Raw genomic sequence first — 18,219 nt, forward strand, 5'->3', positions numbered from 1 at the left:
CCCTATGCTTTGCCGACTTTTTCCATTGGTCCGTGGGTTGCTCCGGCAACTCGTAGTCCTTTTTTTAATCACAACGAGAGATCATAATAATGAAAAAATCATTTGGTTTATTGGTAGGCGCGGCTCTGATTGCAATCAGCGGTCAAGTAGCTGCAAACGAAGCAGAAGAAGTTGGCGCGAAAATTTATGAGCGTGCTTTCGGCCGTGGTTGCGGCGCTTGCCACGACATCGCTTCCAACCCACAATTGAAAGAACTGATCAAAGCCGGCAAACTGCCTAAAGATCAATTCGCCAAAGTTCTGAAAGAAGGCAAAAACGGTATGCCTAAAGCAACCGCCGCCATCATGGAAGTCGGTCCTGTGAAAAAAGCAAACATGACCGAAGACCAAGCGATCGATGCCGTTTACTCTTATCTGGCAAAATAAGACCGACGCTTAGGCAAACAAAAAAGCCGCCCACGATTTGTGAGGCGGCTTTTTTATGCCCGTTAAAAACCCACGGGATCGGCTAATCCTGCTGACTACGACTCAGATAAATGGTATGGCTTTTCTGGTGGGTCAAACGATAGCGATGGCGCAACCAAACGCCCGCCACGGCCGCAATCATAAGCCCGCAAGAAATAAAGGTCAGATATACCAGATCCTTCAAATCGGTTAACTCCTTGATCAACTGCTGGTTAACCTCGGCTTCTCGAGGACTACCAACCTTGGGACCATCGGTATAAGCGCTGAGCACTTTTACATCGCTTTTCAAATCCTGAATCGTGTTCAATGAGTCGACGACACTGCCGCGCTTGATATTTTCCTCGAGCGAGCGCAGCTTGCTTTCGATGGATCCGCTAACAAGGCCAAATAACTGGCCCTTAAGGGTGTTGATCTCCGCTGAAATCGCCGGATTCTGCAACGCATAAGCCGCAGTCGTGGCCGGGTCGGCCTTGAGGTCGCTCAATCGATTTTGATTGGGCATTAAAACCAATCCCATCACAACAACCGCGACCATCAACAAAAACACCAACATCAACAAAAAACGATTGACCTTGACCAAGGCGTGATGTTTTTGGACAGCCTGAAGTATCGCTAGTGCACGTGATTCACTATTGGCATCATCCAGATTAATCTCAGGCATATTGCTCATTATTATTTTAGTGTGGCTAATCAGGAAGCTTTAGATTAAGGCCGGCCCATGCCGCCGGGGAGAACCCGATCCGTTATGAGCGCGAACTTAACCATACTAATTCATTATACAAGCTTCACTGAAAATGTCCTGCTTTAAAGGCCCGGAAAGATCTTATCGGCCTTTTTTGGCGGCAATCCGCATTCTCAAGGCATTCAGCTTGATAAAACCCTCGGCGTCTTTTTGATTGTAAGCGCCGCCATCTTCCTCGAATGTGGCGATATTTTCATCGAACAGACTATTATCCGATGCGCGGCCGACCACGATGACATTGCCCTTGTACAATTTCACCCGCACCTTGCCGTTTACATGAACCTGCGAGGCGTCGATCATGGTTTGCAGCATACTTCTTTCGGGACTCCACCAGTAACCGTTGTAAATCAACGAGGCATAACGCGGCATCAACTCATCTTTCAAGTGTGCTACTTCGCGATCCAGCGTCAACGACTCGATGGCCCGATGCGCTCTGAGCATCACAGTACCGGCCGGAGTTTCATAGCAGCCGCGCGACTTCATGCCAACATAACGGTTTTCGACGATGTCCAGTCGCCCTACCCCATTGGCGCCGGCGATTTTGTTCAGCTTCTCCATGACTTGATGCGGCGTGTGCGGCACATCATCGATGGCAACGATGTCACCGTTTTGATAGGTCAACTCGACATAGGTCGCTTGATCGGGAGCGTTTTCCGGTGAGACGGTCCAACGCCACATATCCTCTTCCGGCTCGGTCCAAGGATTTTCCAAGATACGGCCTTCGTAGGAAATATGCAGCGAGTTGGCATCCATCGAATAAGGCGAGGTTTTGCCTTTTTTCATCTCCACCGAAATGCCGTGTTGCTCGGCGTAGTCCAGCAGTTTTTGCCGTGAGTTCAAATCCCATTCCCGCCAAGGCGCGATGACCTTGATATCAGGGCGCAGCGCATAGGCGCCCAACTCGAAACGCACTTGGTCATTACCCTTACCGGTCGCGCCATGCGAAATCGCATCGGCGCCGGTTTCATTGGCAATCTCGATCAACCGTTTGGCAATCAGCGGCCGGGCAATCGAAGTTCCCAGCAAATACTCGCCTTCGTAAATCGTGTTGGCCCGGAACATCGGGAAGATAAAGTCACGGGCGAATTCCTCGCGCAAATCGTCGATATAGATTTGCTTAATCCCCGCGGCAGTGGCCTTGGCCCGCGCCGGCTCCAATTCCTCGCCCTGGCCGATGTCGGCGGTAAATGTCACCACCTCGCATTGGTAGACATCCTGCAACCATTTGAGAATAACCGAGGTATCCAGACCGCCTGAATAGGCCAATACGACTTTTTTGACTTCGGACATAATGCGCTTCACACCTTTAACGATTAAAAAAATGGCCTGATTATAACGGAAAACGCCTAGCGTTTCCGCAAACAACCAGCGACGCAAGCATCTGTTAAAGCCTCCGAGACAGCAAATCGGCTATGCGTCGCGTCGCACCCTGATTGCGCAATACGAAAGCTTTGGCTTTGGCGGTCAACTTGCTTCTATAACCGACATCGGCATGTATCCGCGACAGCGTTTCGGCAATCTGATCAAGATTGCGGCACTGCACGGCCGCTTCCTCGGCCAATATACGCTCGGCGATTTCCTTGAAATTAAACATCTGCGGCCCGAACAACACAGGCACACCGACCAAGGCCGGCTCCAGTACGTTATGCCCACCGACCGGCACCAGACTGCCGCCGACAAACGCCGCATCCGCCGCCGCATACAGCATCTTCAACTCGCCCATGCTGTCGGCAATATAAACATCAACATTCTCGGCAACAGGCTGATTTTCACTGCGCATCACCACTCTCAGACCTTGATCCAGACATAATTTCTTCACGTTCTGAAACCGCTCAGGATGCCGCGGCGCAATCATCAATAGGATTTGTGGAATCCGTTGCTTTAATTGGGCAAACACCTGCAATAACTGCTCTTCCTCGCCTTGGTGGGTGCTGGCCACAATCCAGACAAAACGACCGGTAAAGCTTTGCTGTTTTAGCGTTTGTCCTGCTGCGATTACGCTGTTGTCAATCGCAAGATCGAACTTGATATTACCTAAGGTCGTCACCCGCTCCGCTACGGCACCGATTTCAATAAACCGCAACCTGTCTTCCTCGGTTTGAGTGGCAATTTGGGTAACGCATTGCAAAGCCGGCTTAACCAAGGCCGGAATTTTTAGATAGGCTCGCGCCGAACGCGCCGACAAACGGGCATTGATCACAAATAAAGGAATTTGACGCTCGGCGCACTGCGCAAACAGATTGGGCCAGATTTCCTTTTCCATGAACACCGCCATTTTCGGGCGAAAATGCTCGAAGAAGCGTGCCAGAACAAGCTGCACATCATAAGGCAGATAGACATGTTCGACCCGATCCGCCAGCACATCGCTTACCCGAGCGGAACCGGTCGGCGTGGTAGTGGTCACCAAAAATCGTTGGCCGGGATGCTCGGCTTGCATCAACCGGATCAACGGGAATGCCGCCTCGGCCTCGCCTACCGACACACAATGAAACCAAACCACGGGCTGCCCGGATTCCTTGTTATAAAAGCCCAAGCGCTCTTGCCATCGGCGCCTGTACTCAGGGGCCTTGAAACCACGCCAGTAAAGCCGCAACAACACGGCCGGCAAGCCAACATAGAACAGCAAGGTGTAAAGCCGACGCACAGCGTTCAAGCCAAACCCTCGCTGGTAAGAACCGGTTTTGGCAAGACATTAAAACTAAAGACAACCATCATCACGCTCTCCTCGACAAGGCCGAAAAGTATAGCAAAGCGCCTAATGGAATTGAGTGAAATCGGCTAAATGCCGGATAAAAGCAGCATAGCCATCGAAATTCGAGCCAGGCACAAAAAGCTGGGGAAGCACTTCGGTCTTGCCCAAAACCTACCTGATAGAAGGGTTAGCCATCCTTGGCGGTCATCCTGACGAATCCTGAAACCAAAACTCCTTGCGCGGACAAACAACTTGTCTGTCCGCGACTTTCTCAAACGTTATTCCACATTCACCGCATCCTTGCGAGAGCAAAGCCATTCCTTCCCTGTAATCACGTGAAAACCTTCCCTGGCAGAGTCATCCTGACATATCCTTTATAATTTCCTTTTTTATTACAGCTTATGCAGCGACCGCGGCTTTGCGGCGGCCGAATCCAACCAGACCGGCGACAGCACTACCGAACAACCAGACTGCGCCGGGGACTGGGACGGCTTGCACATTAAGCGCATAGCTGGCTTGATTTCCGCTCCAGGTTTGACCGCCGTCGCTACCGCCTAGAATTACCGTATAAGTGTGACCAGCCAAAGCATGGAAGATCAGATAATCTTGATTATTGGCATTTAAAGTCAGGTTAGAACCATCTGAAAATCCAACAAAAGTTAAACCAGTCATGCCGATTGGATCGTTGCCGTTGATTCTAGCCAAGTTGGTTACGGACTGATCACCCAGGATATAACCGCCGTGCCAAGAACCGTGATGACCCCATGACTGCACATTGGTCATGCCGTCGTAAACGCTGATACCAAAATTGCTGTCGAAGCCGACAGTGTTAGCCAACACGCTTGCTGACAGACGAATGTCCGTATCCACAGCAGTTTGAATCAAGCCGACATCAACCGCATGGCGCCAACCAGTAGGAGCCGGATTATTTTGAGCATTCAACTGTGCGTCAACCCAAGCGCCTTTGCCGGTGTCGATGTCGGCGGCAACACCGTAACGATCAATCGCATCTTGGCGAGAAATGACGCCGGAATCAGTAGCCGAGGTCAATTGAACGGCCCAGTTCAAAGCGGTTTTGCCGGTATAACCGAATGGAACAGAACCAGCACCACCTGCCCAAGCATTCAATGTGCCACCTGTTGCGCCATTTTGTTTGCCGTCAGAATACAACCAGCCATCCGTTGTTTGTGCACTAGAGCTATAAGTACCTGGAGCTTGTCCCACGTCCCAAGTGTTGTACATGGTGGTCGAAGCCATTGCACTAGATGCGCCAGCAGACATTGCAACTCCGGCAACGGCTAGGGAAACCGCTTTAGCTAATTTAGTTTTGATCATAAATCTTCCTTTTCTTTTTGACTTAAGGTTATGGTTAAACAGCTTTCGACGCCGTGGACCGGATAACAGCGCTGTAAGCCCTGCCTGACAGCTGTATTTCTAATTAAGCAAACCTTATGCCAACAGCTAGAGTCTCGAAATATCTAGGCAAAAAACGAGGCAGCATCAATATCTCCAGAAAAATATGTGATACCCCTCACATCATTGCGTGAAATGCCTTATTTCCAATTACAACATCCCTACTTAACGATGTACTAATAAGACTTGAGGCCGAGCTTTTGTCCTCCGAAACCGACAAAACCCTTTATTAAACAGGATTTACAGAGTTTGACACTACACGGCAAAATCATGAATCGGGGTTTTAAGTGAAATGCCCTATTTAAACCAAAAACTCCAGATAATGGGATTTTGAACGCTCCCAATATGGAAACCCGAATTCAGCGCAACAAAAAAGGCGCATTCCTACAAATGCGCCTTTTTTAGCCTAGCGGAATAGTATGCCGCACCCTCGACAAGCACATCCGCCTATCCTCGACCTACAATCAAGCCGTGGCAAACAATTTGCGGCGACCCACACCAACCATCCCGACCAATGCAGTGCCGAACAACCAGACGGCTGCGGGCACCGGAACTTGAGAGACGGCGATGGTGTTGCCGGATAGGCTAAATTGAAGGTTATCAGAGCTAAACACGACTCGATAATCGCCATATCCTCCGACAATGGTATTGCGGATAGTATCGCTTGTATTGATGCCAGAAGCCGCCTCGGTCTCCGTCAAACGATAATCCGCCATCACAAACAAGTAATTGCCTGCGGCCAGCGTTACCTCGTATGCGGGATCGCGCTGGTAGTGAATCGAGCCGTCACTGGCACCAAAGGCTGCGCCCAGGTCGGTCAATTTAAAGCCAGGTGTGTCGACGGCTGAACAATTGTTGGCAATATCATCACAACGGGCCAAATGATTCGCTGCGTTTAGTAGCGAATTGGCGCTGCCGTCATCCTTCCAAAAATGGGTATCCGGGTCGATATAGGTAAATTCACCATCGCCGTTGAGATCGACAGCATTTGTCGTTGAGTTATCCGTGCTTTCGTAAGCTAACACGTTCACCTTGAAACTACCGGCTGTCGGCATGACGATTTTCCAAACATCGAAAGTCGAACCACCGATTTGCTGAAAAAGGCTGCCGTTGATTTCCAGGGAATTAGCCGCTTGCGCGGGCGTCAGATAGGTGCCGCTGACCAGTGTGGCGGCCGTAAGGATTTTAAGCAATGAATTCATGTCCGTTCCTTTTGACAGATGGAAACTAAAAAGGCGAAGCCTAAGCTTCGCCTTGACTTGATTTTACGCAGTCACTGCCGCTTTACGGCGGCCAAAGCCGACCAAACCGGCGATGGCGCTACCGAACAGCCAGACCGCGCCAGGGACGGGAACCGCAGCTACCGACATACTTGCTTTATAGAACTCATTCACATTGTCAGTGCCATTGCCCCCAACCCACAAACTGTAGTTACCAGCGGCCAGGTTATTAAAGGTATATGTTACTGAACCACCGTCCACAGTGGTTGCCGCGTGGCCGACATAGGTCAATTCGTTACTACCACGCGTGGTTGGTGCAAAAGGGTTTGCGTTCCATGAACCGTGCTTGCTGCTGGTAGCTGTAGCATCCCAACCACTCCACAAGGTAAAACCAGGAGCGAATGTGGAAGCCAGACTGGAATCGGCTTCGACCGTAATGGTCAAGTTTCCAGCCACTTCCATATTGATCAGACCGAAATCCAACGCATTACCCCAGCTTGAAGCTGGCTTCCATTTATTGTTAATGGATTCCAAAACAAAATTTGATGCAGCCCCCTTGTTGTTGATCGCATCAGCCGCCGATATTTCGTAAACAGTATCAACATGGTGAATATTGGCCACCCAGGTGACAGGCAAATTACCGTCATAAGAAGGTGCACCACCCGTCCAAGAGCCGGTTGCATCGGAACCATTGACGTTTGGAGCTTGTCCGCCGGCTGCATCCAAATGATAGGAAACATGCGCTTCAGCAGCAGTTGCACCCATGATTGAAGCGGCAATTGCTCCCGCGATAGCCAGTTTTTTAAATTGAATCATTGCTTTCCATTCCTAAATTGTTATGTAAATTGCATTCTCATCTGAACGAATGCACTCGCACCCCTCGTCTCCGAGAGGGCAACCCGGCCATCTTGTTAGGCTCAAGACCCGTGGCTTTCCGAACCCGCCTCGCGACGGGGGTGGCTGAAGCATGAAGCTCCCCAACAATCCTTTGACAGTGCTTTTGCTTACCACAAACAAGCCAAGTACAAAATCATGAACACGGCGAACCAGAGATTTGCCGGCATTCATTCAGCATGGGCCGGAAAAAATTTTGTAAGCACTGCCTGACAACTGCATTCGGACTAATGCAACCCTTATGCCAATTGCCAAACACCTGAAATACAGGGACTAAAAATAAAACCAGCGTTAGCAAGGACTCGGAAATACGTGATATGGCTCATCACGCAACGTGAAATACCCTATTTTCAGCTCTAACACACCTCATTTAGGCCGCATGAAATGATTATCAAAGAAGCTCATTGTCGGATAATACCGACGCATCATTAAAAACCGCCTTAGACGCCATTAAATGCCACGGAAGATTGAGAATTGGATTTTCCTTTGGGCAGAGGGTTACGATCGTCAGCACAAATAAACGCAGCTAATGATCGGACGAAAAATATCTTCCAGAAATTTTGGGAAGCAATATGGTAGATACTCTGTTCCAAGTCAACAAAATTCCATCACTTTTTCACTCAGCGATGATGGGTGTCGGAATGACATAAAACCGTGTGTTATCGAACGGCTGGTCGTGCTTTAGCATGCCATGGATCGCATGCAGTAATTTACGCATCACTGCGCAGACGGCCTGTAAAGGTTTCTTGCCGTTGTCGACCAAGTGCTGGAAATAAGCGCTGACATGGGGATCATGCTGTTTGGCGCTCAAGGCCGGCATATACAATGCCGAGCGAATATGCCGGTTACCCGCCTTGGACAGCCGCATTTTCTTATGTACGCTTTTGCCGGATTCAAAGGCTTTGGGATCGAGCCCGGCAAACTTGACCCATTCGCGATGCGACAGGTTGGGTGGCAATAACAGCAGTTCGCCCATCAAAGCAATGGCGCTGGTTTGGGCAATGCCTTTGATGCCGGTCAGCAACTCAAAAACACGCTTGAGTTCCGGGTGCTGGTTGATCAAGGTCATCGCTTCGGCGGCCAAGGTATCGATGCGTTTTTCCAATTGACTGATCGCCAGCTTGGCATCGCGCAGCAACGCCTTTGGAGTTTCCTGAGTCGCACTCAGTGCATGCAGATGGTTTTTCGCGGCAGCTTTCTGACCGGTCAGCGCATCAATGCGGCGGGCAAACCCGCGCAAAGCCAGGGTCTGATTCGATGGCCGGGTCCAGGCGACAAAGTCCATGCGCTCGACGTATTCGGCCAGGGTATTGGCATCAACGGCATCGGTTTTGCTGTTTCTCATCAACACCTTGGCGAAGTTATGCGAGGCCTTGGGATTGACGACCATCACGGGAATACCGGCGTCATGCAACGCAATTGCCAGGTCGAAATGGTAAATGCCGGTGGCTTCCAGGCAGACTTTGATGCCCGGCAGCTTGATCAGCTTGTTGACCAAGCGGGCACGGTCAGAGCGGGTATTGGCATATTTTTGTGGATCGAACGACTTGCCGTTCTTGCGGATCACCAGCACCAATTCATCGGCTCCGACATCCACGCCGGCAAACAGGCGGTGGATAGATTCAGCGATGGCATTGATTGGGAGGTTCGTCATAATCGTTTTTTAATTCAGTTAAAGGTTAAGTACACTATTCACCGGTTCCCGACCCTGCGCATGCACCTACCTTCCTTGTGTATGCAGGCTCTAAGCCTCGGATACTCCACGGTATGGGTGAATAGGGCGGGGGCCAATCTACAGCACAGGCTCTGGTATTTACCAGTCCTCAGGGGCGAACGGCCTCCCAATGAACGATGACAGCTTAATCGGTTCTTCTAGGCTATCGGTTGTTAAAATTCATCATACAAGGGGCGAATTCATTCGCCCGGTGAAATGCCATGAGGCGAATAAATTCGCCCCTACAGCAGACTCTGATCACAACCGCAATCGAATCGGGAAATTAATTTTTGCTGAATCCTGACTTGAAATATTTCGCAAGCGAGGATTTCTGCCTGTGCGGAGTAAAAATCAGCCGGTTAACGCCCCAAACGCCGTTCCAACTCCAGCACCCGCCGGGTGGTCTGCAGCACGGTGTCGGGATTTAAACTCATCGAGTCTATGCCGATCTCGACCAGATATTCGGCCATTTCCGGATAATCCGACGGCGCCTGGCCGCATAGCCCCGAATGCCTGCCGTTGCGTCGAGCGCCTTCCACAGCCATTCGAATCATGGTCTTGACGCCGGGATCGCGTTCGTCGAAGTCGTTGGCGACAATTTCCGAATCGCGATCCACGCCCAGCGTTAATTGGGTCAAGTCATTGGAGCCGATCGAAAAACCGTCAAACAGCCGGCTGAATTCGTCGATCAGAATCACGTTATTGGGTATTTCGCACATCACATAGATTTCCAGTCCGTTGTCGCCGCGCTTCAATCCATGCCGTGCCATCGCCTCCAGCACTTTCTCCGCCTCGCCGATGCGCCGGCAAAACGGGATCATCAACACCACGTTGGTCAACCCCATCTGCTCGCGCACCCGCTTCATCGCCGCGCATTCCAGCGCAAAGCCTTCGGCATAGGCCGGATGCACGTAACGCGAGGCGCCGCGAAAGCCGATCATCGGATTGGCCTCTTCGCGCTCAAACCAGCGTCCGCCCAGCAAGGTGGCATATTCGTTGGTTTTGAAGTCGGACATCCTGACCACCACCGGCTTGGGATAAAACGCCGCGCCGAGGGTGCCGACGCCTTCCGCCAGGCGTTGGATGAAAAAGTCCTCGGGCTTGGCATAACCCTCGGTCAAAAGTTCGAGCCGCTCCAATTCATCGGCATCCTCGACCCGCTCCGGATGGATCAACGCCAGCGGATGAGCCTTGATGTATTCGGTGATGATGAATTCCATCCGCGCCAGCCCGACACCATCATTGGGCAGGAAGCTATGCTTGAAGGCCAGCTCCGGATTGCCCAGATTCAGCATGATCTTGGTTTTCGGCCGCTGCATTTGCGATAAATCGGTACGAATGACCTCGAAATCAACCCGGCCGCGATAGACCTTGCCGGCATCGCCCTCGGCGCAACTGACCGTCACGTCACTGCCGCTGACGATAGTCGCCGTGGCGTTTTCGCAACCAATCACCGCCGGCACCCCCAACTCGCGGGCGATGATTGCGGCGTGACAGGTACGGCCGCCGCGGTTGGTGACGATGGCGGCGGCGGTCTTCATCACTGGCTCCCAGTCCGGCGTGGTCATATCCGCCACCAAAACCTCGCCGGGTTTGAAGGTCGACAATTTGGAAACATTGTCGATCACCCGGGCCGCGCCGACCGCAATCTTGCTGCCGACCGCGTGCCCCCTGACCAGAACCTCGCCGCCCTGCTTGACCAGATATTGCTCCAGCACATTGCCGCTGCGCTGCGAAGCCACGGTCTCCGGCCGGGCTTGGACGATGTAGAGTTGCCCGTCCAATCCGTCCTTGGCCCATTCCATATCCATCGGCCGGCCGTAATGGCGCTCGATCTTGATCGCATAATCGGCCAGTTGCAGCACCTCGGCATCGCTTATGCAAAAAAGGCGGCGTTCTTCGTTGGCGGTGGCGACATTACGGATAGGCTCGCGGGTACGGCCGTCGCTGTAGATCATCTTGATTTTTTTCGCGCCCAACGTTCGCCGCAATACCGCACGGTAGCCTTGGGCGAAAGTCGGTTTATGCACGTAAAACTCGTCGGGATCGACCGCACCTTGCACCACATTTTCACCTAGGCCGTATGCGCCGGTAATGAATACCGCATCCTTGAAACCGGACTCGGTATCCAACGAAAACATCACGCCGCTGGCGGCCAGATCGGAACGGACCATTTTCATCACGCCGATCGACAAGGCGATCTTGAAATGATCGAAGCCCTGGTCGAGACGGTAATGTATCGCGCGGTCGGTGAACAGACTGGCAAAGCAGCGTTTGCAGGCATCCATCAAGGCTTGGCCGCCACGGATGTTCAGATAAGTATCCTGCTGGCCGGCAAAGCTGGCGGTCGGCAGGTCTTCGGCGGTCGCCGAGCTGCGCACCGCGACGCTCAGATCATTACCGTATTGCTGCTGAAGCCGAGCAAAGGCGCGGTGGATTTCGGCCTGCAAATCGGCCGGCAGCGGCGCGGCGTAAACCAGATCGCGGGCCTGCTGGGCTCGATAGGCCAAATCGTTGACATCCTCGGCATCGACTTGATCCAGCAGTTCGTGCAAACGTGGCCAAGCTCCGGCCTGATCCAACATGTAACGGTAAGCTTCGGCGGTGATCGCGAAGCCGTTCGGAACTATCACGCCCTCCCCGGCCAGTTCCCGGTACATTTCGCCCAATGAGGCATTCTTACCGCCGACCAACGGAATATCGTTGATGGTCAGTTCGTTAAACCAACGTATGTAATGGTAGGATTCCGACATGTTGCGCTCCTTGGCTTATTATGATGACGCTAACAAGCATAAGCTCGGGCCGATGGAACGGCAAGCCTGGATGACGACACGCGTGGTTTCGACCTCCAAAACCATTAGGTTACTTTTCATTTCGGGCTACAATTCGTTTCAACGCCTTACCGCGGCTGGAATCGCCACGGAGCAGGCAGCCCCGAGGCAACCCACGCTTCGGCTCCGCTCGACGAGCCGGCATTGCCTTCGAGCAGACGATGTCATCTTCCGGGCTATTTCGATGAACAGGACTGATTAACATGACGAGCTCGAACTTTCCGGTTGTCTTTATCATGGCGCTGTCGGTGATGGTCCAGTTTACAGCCGCCGTGATGGCAATCCGCTTGATCGGCATTACCGGCAGACGCACGGCCTGGAGCCTGATCGCCGCCGCGCTGGTGTTGATGACCTTGCGCCGCCTGATGCCGCTCTACCGCCTAATGACAGGCGATACCTCTTTTCCGCCGGATCCGAGCAATGAAGCCATCGGCCTTGCCCTGTCGGTCGCAATGGCCATCGGTATCTCGCGGATAGCACCGCTGTTCCATGAACGTAGACAAAGCGAAGAATCGCTAGGCCGGCTAAATCGCGAACTACTCGCGATCGGCAATTGCCACCAGATTTTGATGCGGGCCAAGGATGAGCAAGCTTTGTTAAACGGCATCTGCCGCATCATTTGCGACGAGGCCGGCTATCGGATGGCCTGGGTAGGCTATGTCGAACACGACCCGGACAAAACCGTTCGTCCCGTCGCCTGGGGCGGAGTCGAACAAGGCTATCTGGCTACCGTCAACATTACCTGGGCCGACAGCGAACGCGGACGCGGCCCTACCGGCACCGTCGCCCGTAGCGGGAAAACCGCCTGCATCCAGGATTTCACCAGCGACCCCAAGGCGGCCCCCTGGCGCGAAAATGCCCAGCGACGCGGCTACCGATCCAGCATCGCGCTGGCCCTGAAAGATGAAAACGCCAATATCTTTGGCGTAATCACCATCTATTCCACATTAGCCCATGCCTTCACGCCGGCCGAAATACGGCTACTGGAAGAACTGGCCGACGATTTGGCATTGGGCGTCAGTGTGCTGCGCACCCGCGCCGAACGCAAACAGGCGGAAGCAATACGCACCCAATTGGCGGCTATTGTGGAATTTTCAAACGATGCGATCATCGGCAAAACCCCGGACGGCATCATCACCCACTGGAACAAAAGTGCCGAGAGAATTTACGAGTATGCGGCCGACGAAATCATCGGCAAGTCTATTACGGTGCTGGCGCCAGCCTCGCGCCATACCGAGATTCACCAACTTTTACGAAAAATCCGACAAGGCGAGACCGTCGTCAATCATGAGTCCGAGAGAATCCGTAAGGACGGCTCGCTGATCCATGTCGCGCTGACCCTATCGCCAATCAAGGATGCCACGGGAAACATCACCGGGATTTCCACCATCGCGCGGGACATCACCGAGCACAAACTGGCCGAGGCGCAACTCAGACACAGCGAGCATGGCCTGGCCGAAGCCCAGCGCATTGCCCATCTGGGCAATTGGGAGCTTGACCGGGAGCATAACCAGCTGGCTTGGTCGGACGAGCTATACCGCATTTTCGAAATCGCCCCGGAACAATCCGCCGACTCCTATGAGGCCTTCCTGGACAGGATACATCCCGACGATAAGGATAGGGTAGTCAAGGCCTATACCGAATCGGTCGAGAACAAAATACCGTTTGAAATCGTGCATCGCCTGTTGATGACGGACGGACGGGTGAAATACGTCAACGAAAAATGCGAGACTTATTATGACGAAACCGGCACGCCGGTGCGCTCCACCGGCACGGTGCACGACATCACCGATCGTTATAAGGCGGAGCTGGAATTGGCGGAACTAAGCCAGCAACACCGGCTAATCCTGGATTCCGCCGGGGAAGGCATTTACGGATTGGATATCGAGGGCCGATGCACCTTCGTCAATCCCGCCGCCTTGCAATTGCTGGGTTTCAGCGCCGATGAGCTGATCGGTCGGCCCAGCCATGCCATGTTTCATCACCACAAGGCGGATGGCGGGACTTACCCGCCGGAGGATTGTCCGGTACAGGCAGCCTACCAGCAAGGCGTGGTTTATCGCGGCAGCGACCTTTACTGGCGGAAGAATGACGGCGGCTTTCCGGTGGAATTCGTCAGCACGCCGATTTTGACGGCGGGTAAACCCACCGGGGCGGTGGTGATGTTCAACGACATAACCGAGCGCCAGCACTCGGAAGAAGAACTAAGGCGGTACAAGGATCATCTCGAGGAACAGGTACAACAACGTACCGCCGATCTGGTATTGGCCCGCAATGCAGCGGAAGCCGCGAACCAGGCCAAGAGTGTGTTTCTGGCCAACATGAGCCATGAACTGCGTACACCGCTGAACGCTATTCTGGGTTTTTCCAACATGCTGCGCAAGGATCCGCAGTTGCCGGAGAAGCCGAGGCAAAGTCTCGACATCATCAATCGTAGCGGCGAACACCTGCTGACCCTGATCAACGACGTCTTGGAAATGAGCAAGATCGAGGCCGGACGGGTGCAACTGGAAAACGCGCCGTTCGACTTGGGCGGCATGGTCCGGGATATTACCGATATGATGCGGATCCGCGCGCAGGAAAAGGGCTTGCAACTGCTGATAGACCAAGATTCGCGGTTTCCACGTTATATCGCCGGAGACGAGGCTCGCCTACGCCAGGTGTTGATCAATCTGGTCGGCAACGCGGTTAAATTCACCCTTCAAGGTGGGGTTACCTTGCGGTTGGGTACCAAACAAAATGCCATCTCTCATCTGCTGATCGAGGTCGAGGACTCCGGCCCTGGCATCAGCCCGGAAAATCAACAACGCATTTTCGAACCCTTCGTGCAACTGGGCGAACAAGGAGATAACAAGGGCACGGGGCTGGGACTGAGCATCACCCACCAATTCGTACATCTGATGGGGGGAAACATCAGCCTGCAAAGCACGCTGGGCAAGGGCTCGCTATTTAGAGTCGATTTGCCCCTGAACGAGGTTATGGAATCCGACATTGCCGAACCGACACCACAAGAAAAAGGCGAGGTGCTAAGCTTGGCGCCCGGACAGCCCGCATACCGGATCTTGATCGTCGAGGATCAGCGCGACAACCAGCTACTGCTAACCCGCTTGATGGAATCCGTCGGTTTTCAAGCCAAGCTGGCTGAGAACGGCGAGGAAGGCGTTCGGCTGTTCCAAAGCTGGCATCCGCATCTGATCTGGATGGACCACCGCATGCCGGTGATGGACGGATTGGAAGCTACACGGCGCATACGTGCATTGCCGGACGGCAAGGCGGTAAAAATTGTCGCGGTGACGGCCTCGGTCTTTCTCGAGCAGCGCGCCGAAATAATCGATGCCGGCATGGACGACTTCGTGCGCAAACCCTACCGTTCCCATGAAATCTACCAATGCTTGGCGGAGCAGTTGGGTGTAAGCTATCTTTACGCGCCAGTTCCTAAACCGGAATTGCCGGCCACGATATTGACGCCGGAGATGTTATCCGTGCTGCCCGAGAGATTGCGCGCCGAGCTGGCGAGTGCGCTGGAAAGCCTGGAAATCCATCGCATCGCGCTGGCGATGCAACAGATAGCATCGTATGATCCTATATTACAGAAGACTCTGACCCGCCTCGCCGATAACTTCGACTACCCCGCCATCCTAACCGCTCTACGAGAACTGACAAAAACCCTATGACCAACAAAGGCAATATCCTGGCCGTGGACGATACTCCGGCTTCCCTCAAATTATTGACGGACATCCTGAACGAGGAAGGCTATGAGGTGCGCGCCGCTCTTAACGGAGAGCTGGCCTTGCATTCCGCCACCCTTAATCCGCCGGAATTGATGCTGTTGGATATTTGCATGCCCGAGCTGGATGGCTTTGAAGTCTGCCGCCGGCTCAAGGCTCACCCCAAAACCCGGAATGTACCTATCATCTTCGTCAGCGCCATTTCGGACACGGACGACAAGGTACAAGGCTTCGAACTGGGCGCAGTGGACTTCGTCACCAAACCATTCAAACGCGAAGAGTTGCTGGCCAGGGTGCGTACTCATCTGGAAGTAGACCGATTGCGCAATCATCTGGAGGAGATGGTAGAGGAGCGAACCCGCGAGCTCAGAAAAAATCTGCTGGATTTCGTTACGGCCATCGGCGCCACCATCGAAGTACGCGACCCCTATACGGCCGGGCATCAACGCCGAGTGGCCCACCTCGCCACCGCGATCGCCAGGGAATTACAATTGCCCCCGGATCAGATCGAGGGGCTGAAACTAGCCAGCGTAGTGCATGATATCGGCAATATTCGAGTTCCCGCCGAAATACTCAGCAAGCCGGGCCGGCTGGATGAACTGGAGTTCAGCCTGATTAAGTGGCACCCCGAAACCGGTTACGACATCCTCAATCCCATCCATTTTCCTTGGCCGATTGCCCAAATCGTGTTGCAACACCATGAACGGCTAAACGGTGAGGGTTATCCAAATGGCCTGAAAGACGCGGAAATTTTACTTGAAGCCAAGATCGTGGCGGTCGCCGACGTAGTGGAGGCCATGGTATCGCATCGTCCCTACCGCGCCGGACTGGGCATCGAGGCGGCGCTAGCCGAGATTAGCGCTCAACGCGGAGTGTTGTACGACCCGGCCGTGGTCGATGCCTGCCTAAAACTGTTTCGGGAACAAGATTACAACCTGCCCAGTTAAAATGGACGATGCCGGTCGAACAGGGTTGAAAAATTGGTTGGGAATAATTTCCCTGAATTCAAAGGGGCGATTTAAATCGCCCAGGACATTCGAAATGGGAACTTATTTTGACGAAATCGTTAGCGCTAAAGCGGCACCGGCCCGGAAAACCTATCGGTTCAACCACTCCATATAGTGCTGCACGCCCTGCTCGACGGTTTTGAACGGATGCTCGCAACCGGCGGCTCGGAGTTTGTCCAGATTAGCCTCGGTGAAGCTTTGATAACAACCTTTCAGATGTTCCGGGAACGGGATGTACTGGATATGGCCGCGCCGGTGATAACGGATCACCGCGTTGGCAACATCGTTGAAGGTCTGGCTGCGGCCGGTGCCGCAATTGTAGATACCGGAAACTTGAGGGTTATCCAGAAACCACAGATTGACGTCGACCACATCGCCGACATAGATAAAATCGCGGCGTTGCTCGCCGTTACCGTAGCCGTCACAGCCTTCGAACAATTTTAATTGGTCGGACTGTTTGATTTGGTTGTTCAAATGAAAGGCAACGCTGGCCATGCTGCCCTTATGAGCTTCGCGCGGGCCGTAGACATTGAAATAACGCAGCCCCACCACTTGCGCGGTCAGCTTGGTTTGTCGGCGCAAATATTGGTCGAACTGAAATTTGGAATAGCCGTAGACATTCAGCGGACCTTCGTAAGCCAATTCTTCCTTAAAAGTCGGATCGGCACCGTAAGTCGCGGCGCTGGAGGCATAAATGAACGGAATTTTATGGCTTTGACAATAATGAAACAGCGTTTTGCTGTACTCATAATTGTTGTCCATCATGTAGCGGCCGTCCCACTCGGTGGTACTTGAGCAGGCGCCTTGGTGAAAAATCGCATCCACGGATTCGGCGGAAAAAGCACCTTGCTGTAAACGTTCCAGAAAGGCGCTTCTGTCCATGTAGTCCGCTATCCGGCAATCGACTAGATTTTTGAATTTGACTCCATTGGTCAAATGATCGACCACCAAAATATCATCGTAACCTCGGGCATTCAGGCCCAACACCAGATTACTGCCGATAAAGCCGGCACCGCCGGTTACGATGATCATGCCGGTTTACTCGGAAACGATTTTGATCGGCAAGGTTACAACTACATCGGTGTGCAGGTTGATCGCGATGTCGTATTCACCGATTTGGCGAATCACGCCGTTAGGCAAACGGACTTCATGCTTTTCAACTTTAACACCGGCGGCGCTGATCGCTTCGGCAATGTTTTGAGTACCGACCGAACCGAACAGACGGCCTTCGTCGCCGGTTTTGTGCGCGATGCTGACGTTCAGTTTGCTCAACGCCTCGCCACGCGCGGTAGCAGCCGCCAATTTTTCAGCCGCATGTTTTTCCAACTCGGCGCGACGCTCTTCGAATTCCTTGATTTTGGCGGGGGTTGCCATCGCAGCCTTGCCAGTTGGAATCAAAAAGTTTCTGCCGTAACCTGATTTTATGGTGACTTTGTCGCCCAGATTACCCAGGTTTGCTATTTTTTCAAGAAGAATAACTTCCATCTCTACCTACCTCGTTAATCGACTTATTG

At 53.0% G+C, this 18,219-nt stretch carries 13 protein-coding genes and 1 riboswitch; of the genes, 3 read left to right on the forward strand and 10 right to left on the reverse strand.

Going from position 1 to position 18,219, the window contains the following annotated elements; all coding sequences use genetic code 11:
* Window positions 1–89 precede the first annotated feature (89 nt).
* Complete coding sequence (locus tag IVG45_RS10825; protein WP_196437816.1) at window positions 90–425, forward strand: c-type cytochrome; 336 nt, start codon at window positions 90–92, stop codon at window positions 423–425.
* 82 nt (window positions 426–507) lie between these two features.
* Here IVG45_RS10825 and IVG45_RS10830 read toward each other — a convergent pair whose 3' ends face one another.
* From IVG45_RS10830 to ppsA, 8 genes are all read right to left on the reverse strand, one after another.
* On the reverse strand, window positions 508–1,134 hold the full coding sequence (locus tag IVG45_RS10830; RefSeq protein WP_230874835.1) for a hypothetical protein: 627 nt from the start codon (window positions 1,132–1,134) through the stop codon (window positions 508–510).
* A gap of 153 nt (window positions 1,135–1,287) precedes the next feature.
* Window positions 1,288–2,496 (reverse strand): argininosuccinate synthase, encoded by a 1,209-nt coding sequence (locus IVG45_RS10835; RefSeq protein WP_196437817.1) that lies wholly within the window; start codon window positions 2,494–2,496, stop codon window positions 1,288–1,290.
* Between the two features lie 94 nt (window positions 2,497–2,590).
* Window positions 2,591–3,850, reverse strand: coding sequence for a lipid IV(A) 3-deoxy-D-manno-octulosonic acid transferase (gene waaA / locus IVG45_RS10840; protein WP_196437989.1), 1,260 nt, complete (start codon window positions 3,848–3,850; stop codon window positions 2,591–2,593).
* Window positions 3,851–4,297: 447 nt separating this feature from the next.
* The gene (locus tag IVG45_RS22665) at window positions 4,298–5,233 is read right to left on the reverse strand and encodes a hypothetical protein (protein ID WP_230874836.1); all 936 of its coding nucleotides are present in this window, start codon (window positions 5,231–5,233) and stop codon (window positions 4,298–4,300) included.
* 542 nt (window positions 5,234–5,775) lie between these two features.
* Window positions 5,776–6,513: a VPLPA-CTERM sorting domain-containing protein gene (locus IVG45_RS10850; protein ID WP_196437818.1), complete on the reverse strand. Its 738-nt coding sequence runs from the start codon at window positions 6,511–6,513 to the stop codon at window positions 5,776–5,778.
* A gap of 63 nt (window positions 6,514–6,576) precedes the next feature.
* Complete coding sequence (locus tag IVG45_RS10855; RefSeq protein ID WP_196437819.1) at window positions 6,577–7,347, reverse strand: VPLPA-CTERM sorting domain-containing protein; 771 nt, start codon at window positions 7,345–7,347, stop codon at window positions 6,577–6,579.
* 74 nt (window positions 7,348–7,421) lie between these two features.
* Window positions 7,422–7,502, reverse strand: a riboswitch (cyclic di-GMP riboswitch).
* Between the two features lie 539 nt (window positions 7,503–8,041).
* Window positions 8,042–9,079: an IS110 family transposase gene (locus IVG45_RS10860; RefSeq protein ID WP_196434802.1), complete on the reverse strand. Its 1,038-nt coding sequence runs from the start codon at window positions 9,077–9,079 to the stop codon at window positions 8,042–8,044.
* A 419-nt stretch (window positions 9,080–9,498) separates the two neighbouring features.
* Entirely contained in the window at window positions 9,499–11,892 is a 2,394-nt protein-coding gene (gene ppsA, locus IVG45_RS10865) for a phosphoenolpyruvate synthase (RefSeq protein ID WP_196437820.1), read from the reverse strand.
* Window positions 11,893–12,173: 281 nt separating this feature from the next.
* On the opposite strand from ppsA, the gene IVG45_RS10870 reads away from it, so the two are divergent.
* Entirely contained in the window at window positions 12,174–15,644 is a 3,471-nt protein-coding gene (locus IVG45_RS10870; protein WP_196437821.1) for a PAS domain S-box protein, read from the forward strand.
* Entirely contained in the window at window positions 15,641–16,645 is a 1,005-nt protein-coding gene (locus IVG45_RS10875; RefSeq protein ID WP_196437822.1) for an HD-GYP domain-containing protein, read from the forward strand. Before IVG45_RS10870 ends, IVG45_RS10875 begins: the two co-directional genes overlap by 4 nt.
* Window positions 16,646–16,795: 150 nt before the next feature.
* Here IVG45_RS10875 and rfaD read toward each other — a convergent pair whose 3' ends face one another.
* Window positions 16,796–17,737 carry an ADP-glyceromanno-heptose 6-epimerase gene (gene rfaD / locus IVG45_RS10880; protein ID WP_196437823.1) on the reverse strand — a complete coding sequence of 314 codons (942 nt, stop codon included), beginning with the start codon at window positions 17,735–17,737 and terminating at the stop codon, window positions 16,796–16,798.
* A gap of 6 nt (window positions 17,738–17,743) precedes the next feature.
* On the reverse strand, window positions 17,744–18,190 hold the full coding sequence (gene rplI / locus IVG45_RS10885; RefSeq protein ID WP_196437824.1) for a 50S ribosomal protein L9: 447 nt from the start codon (window positions 18,188–18,190) through the stop codon (window positions 17,744–17,746).
* Between the last annotated feature and the right edge of the window lie 29 nt (window positions 18,191–18,219).

The sequence above is a fragment of the Methylomonas sp. LL1 genome (assembly GCF_015711015.1).
Taxonomy (GTDB): Bacteria; Pseudomonadota; Gammaproteobacteria; order Methylococcales; family Methylomonadaceae; genus Methylomonas.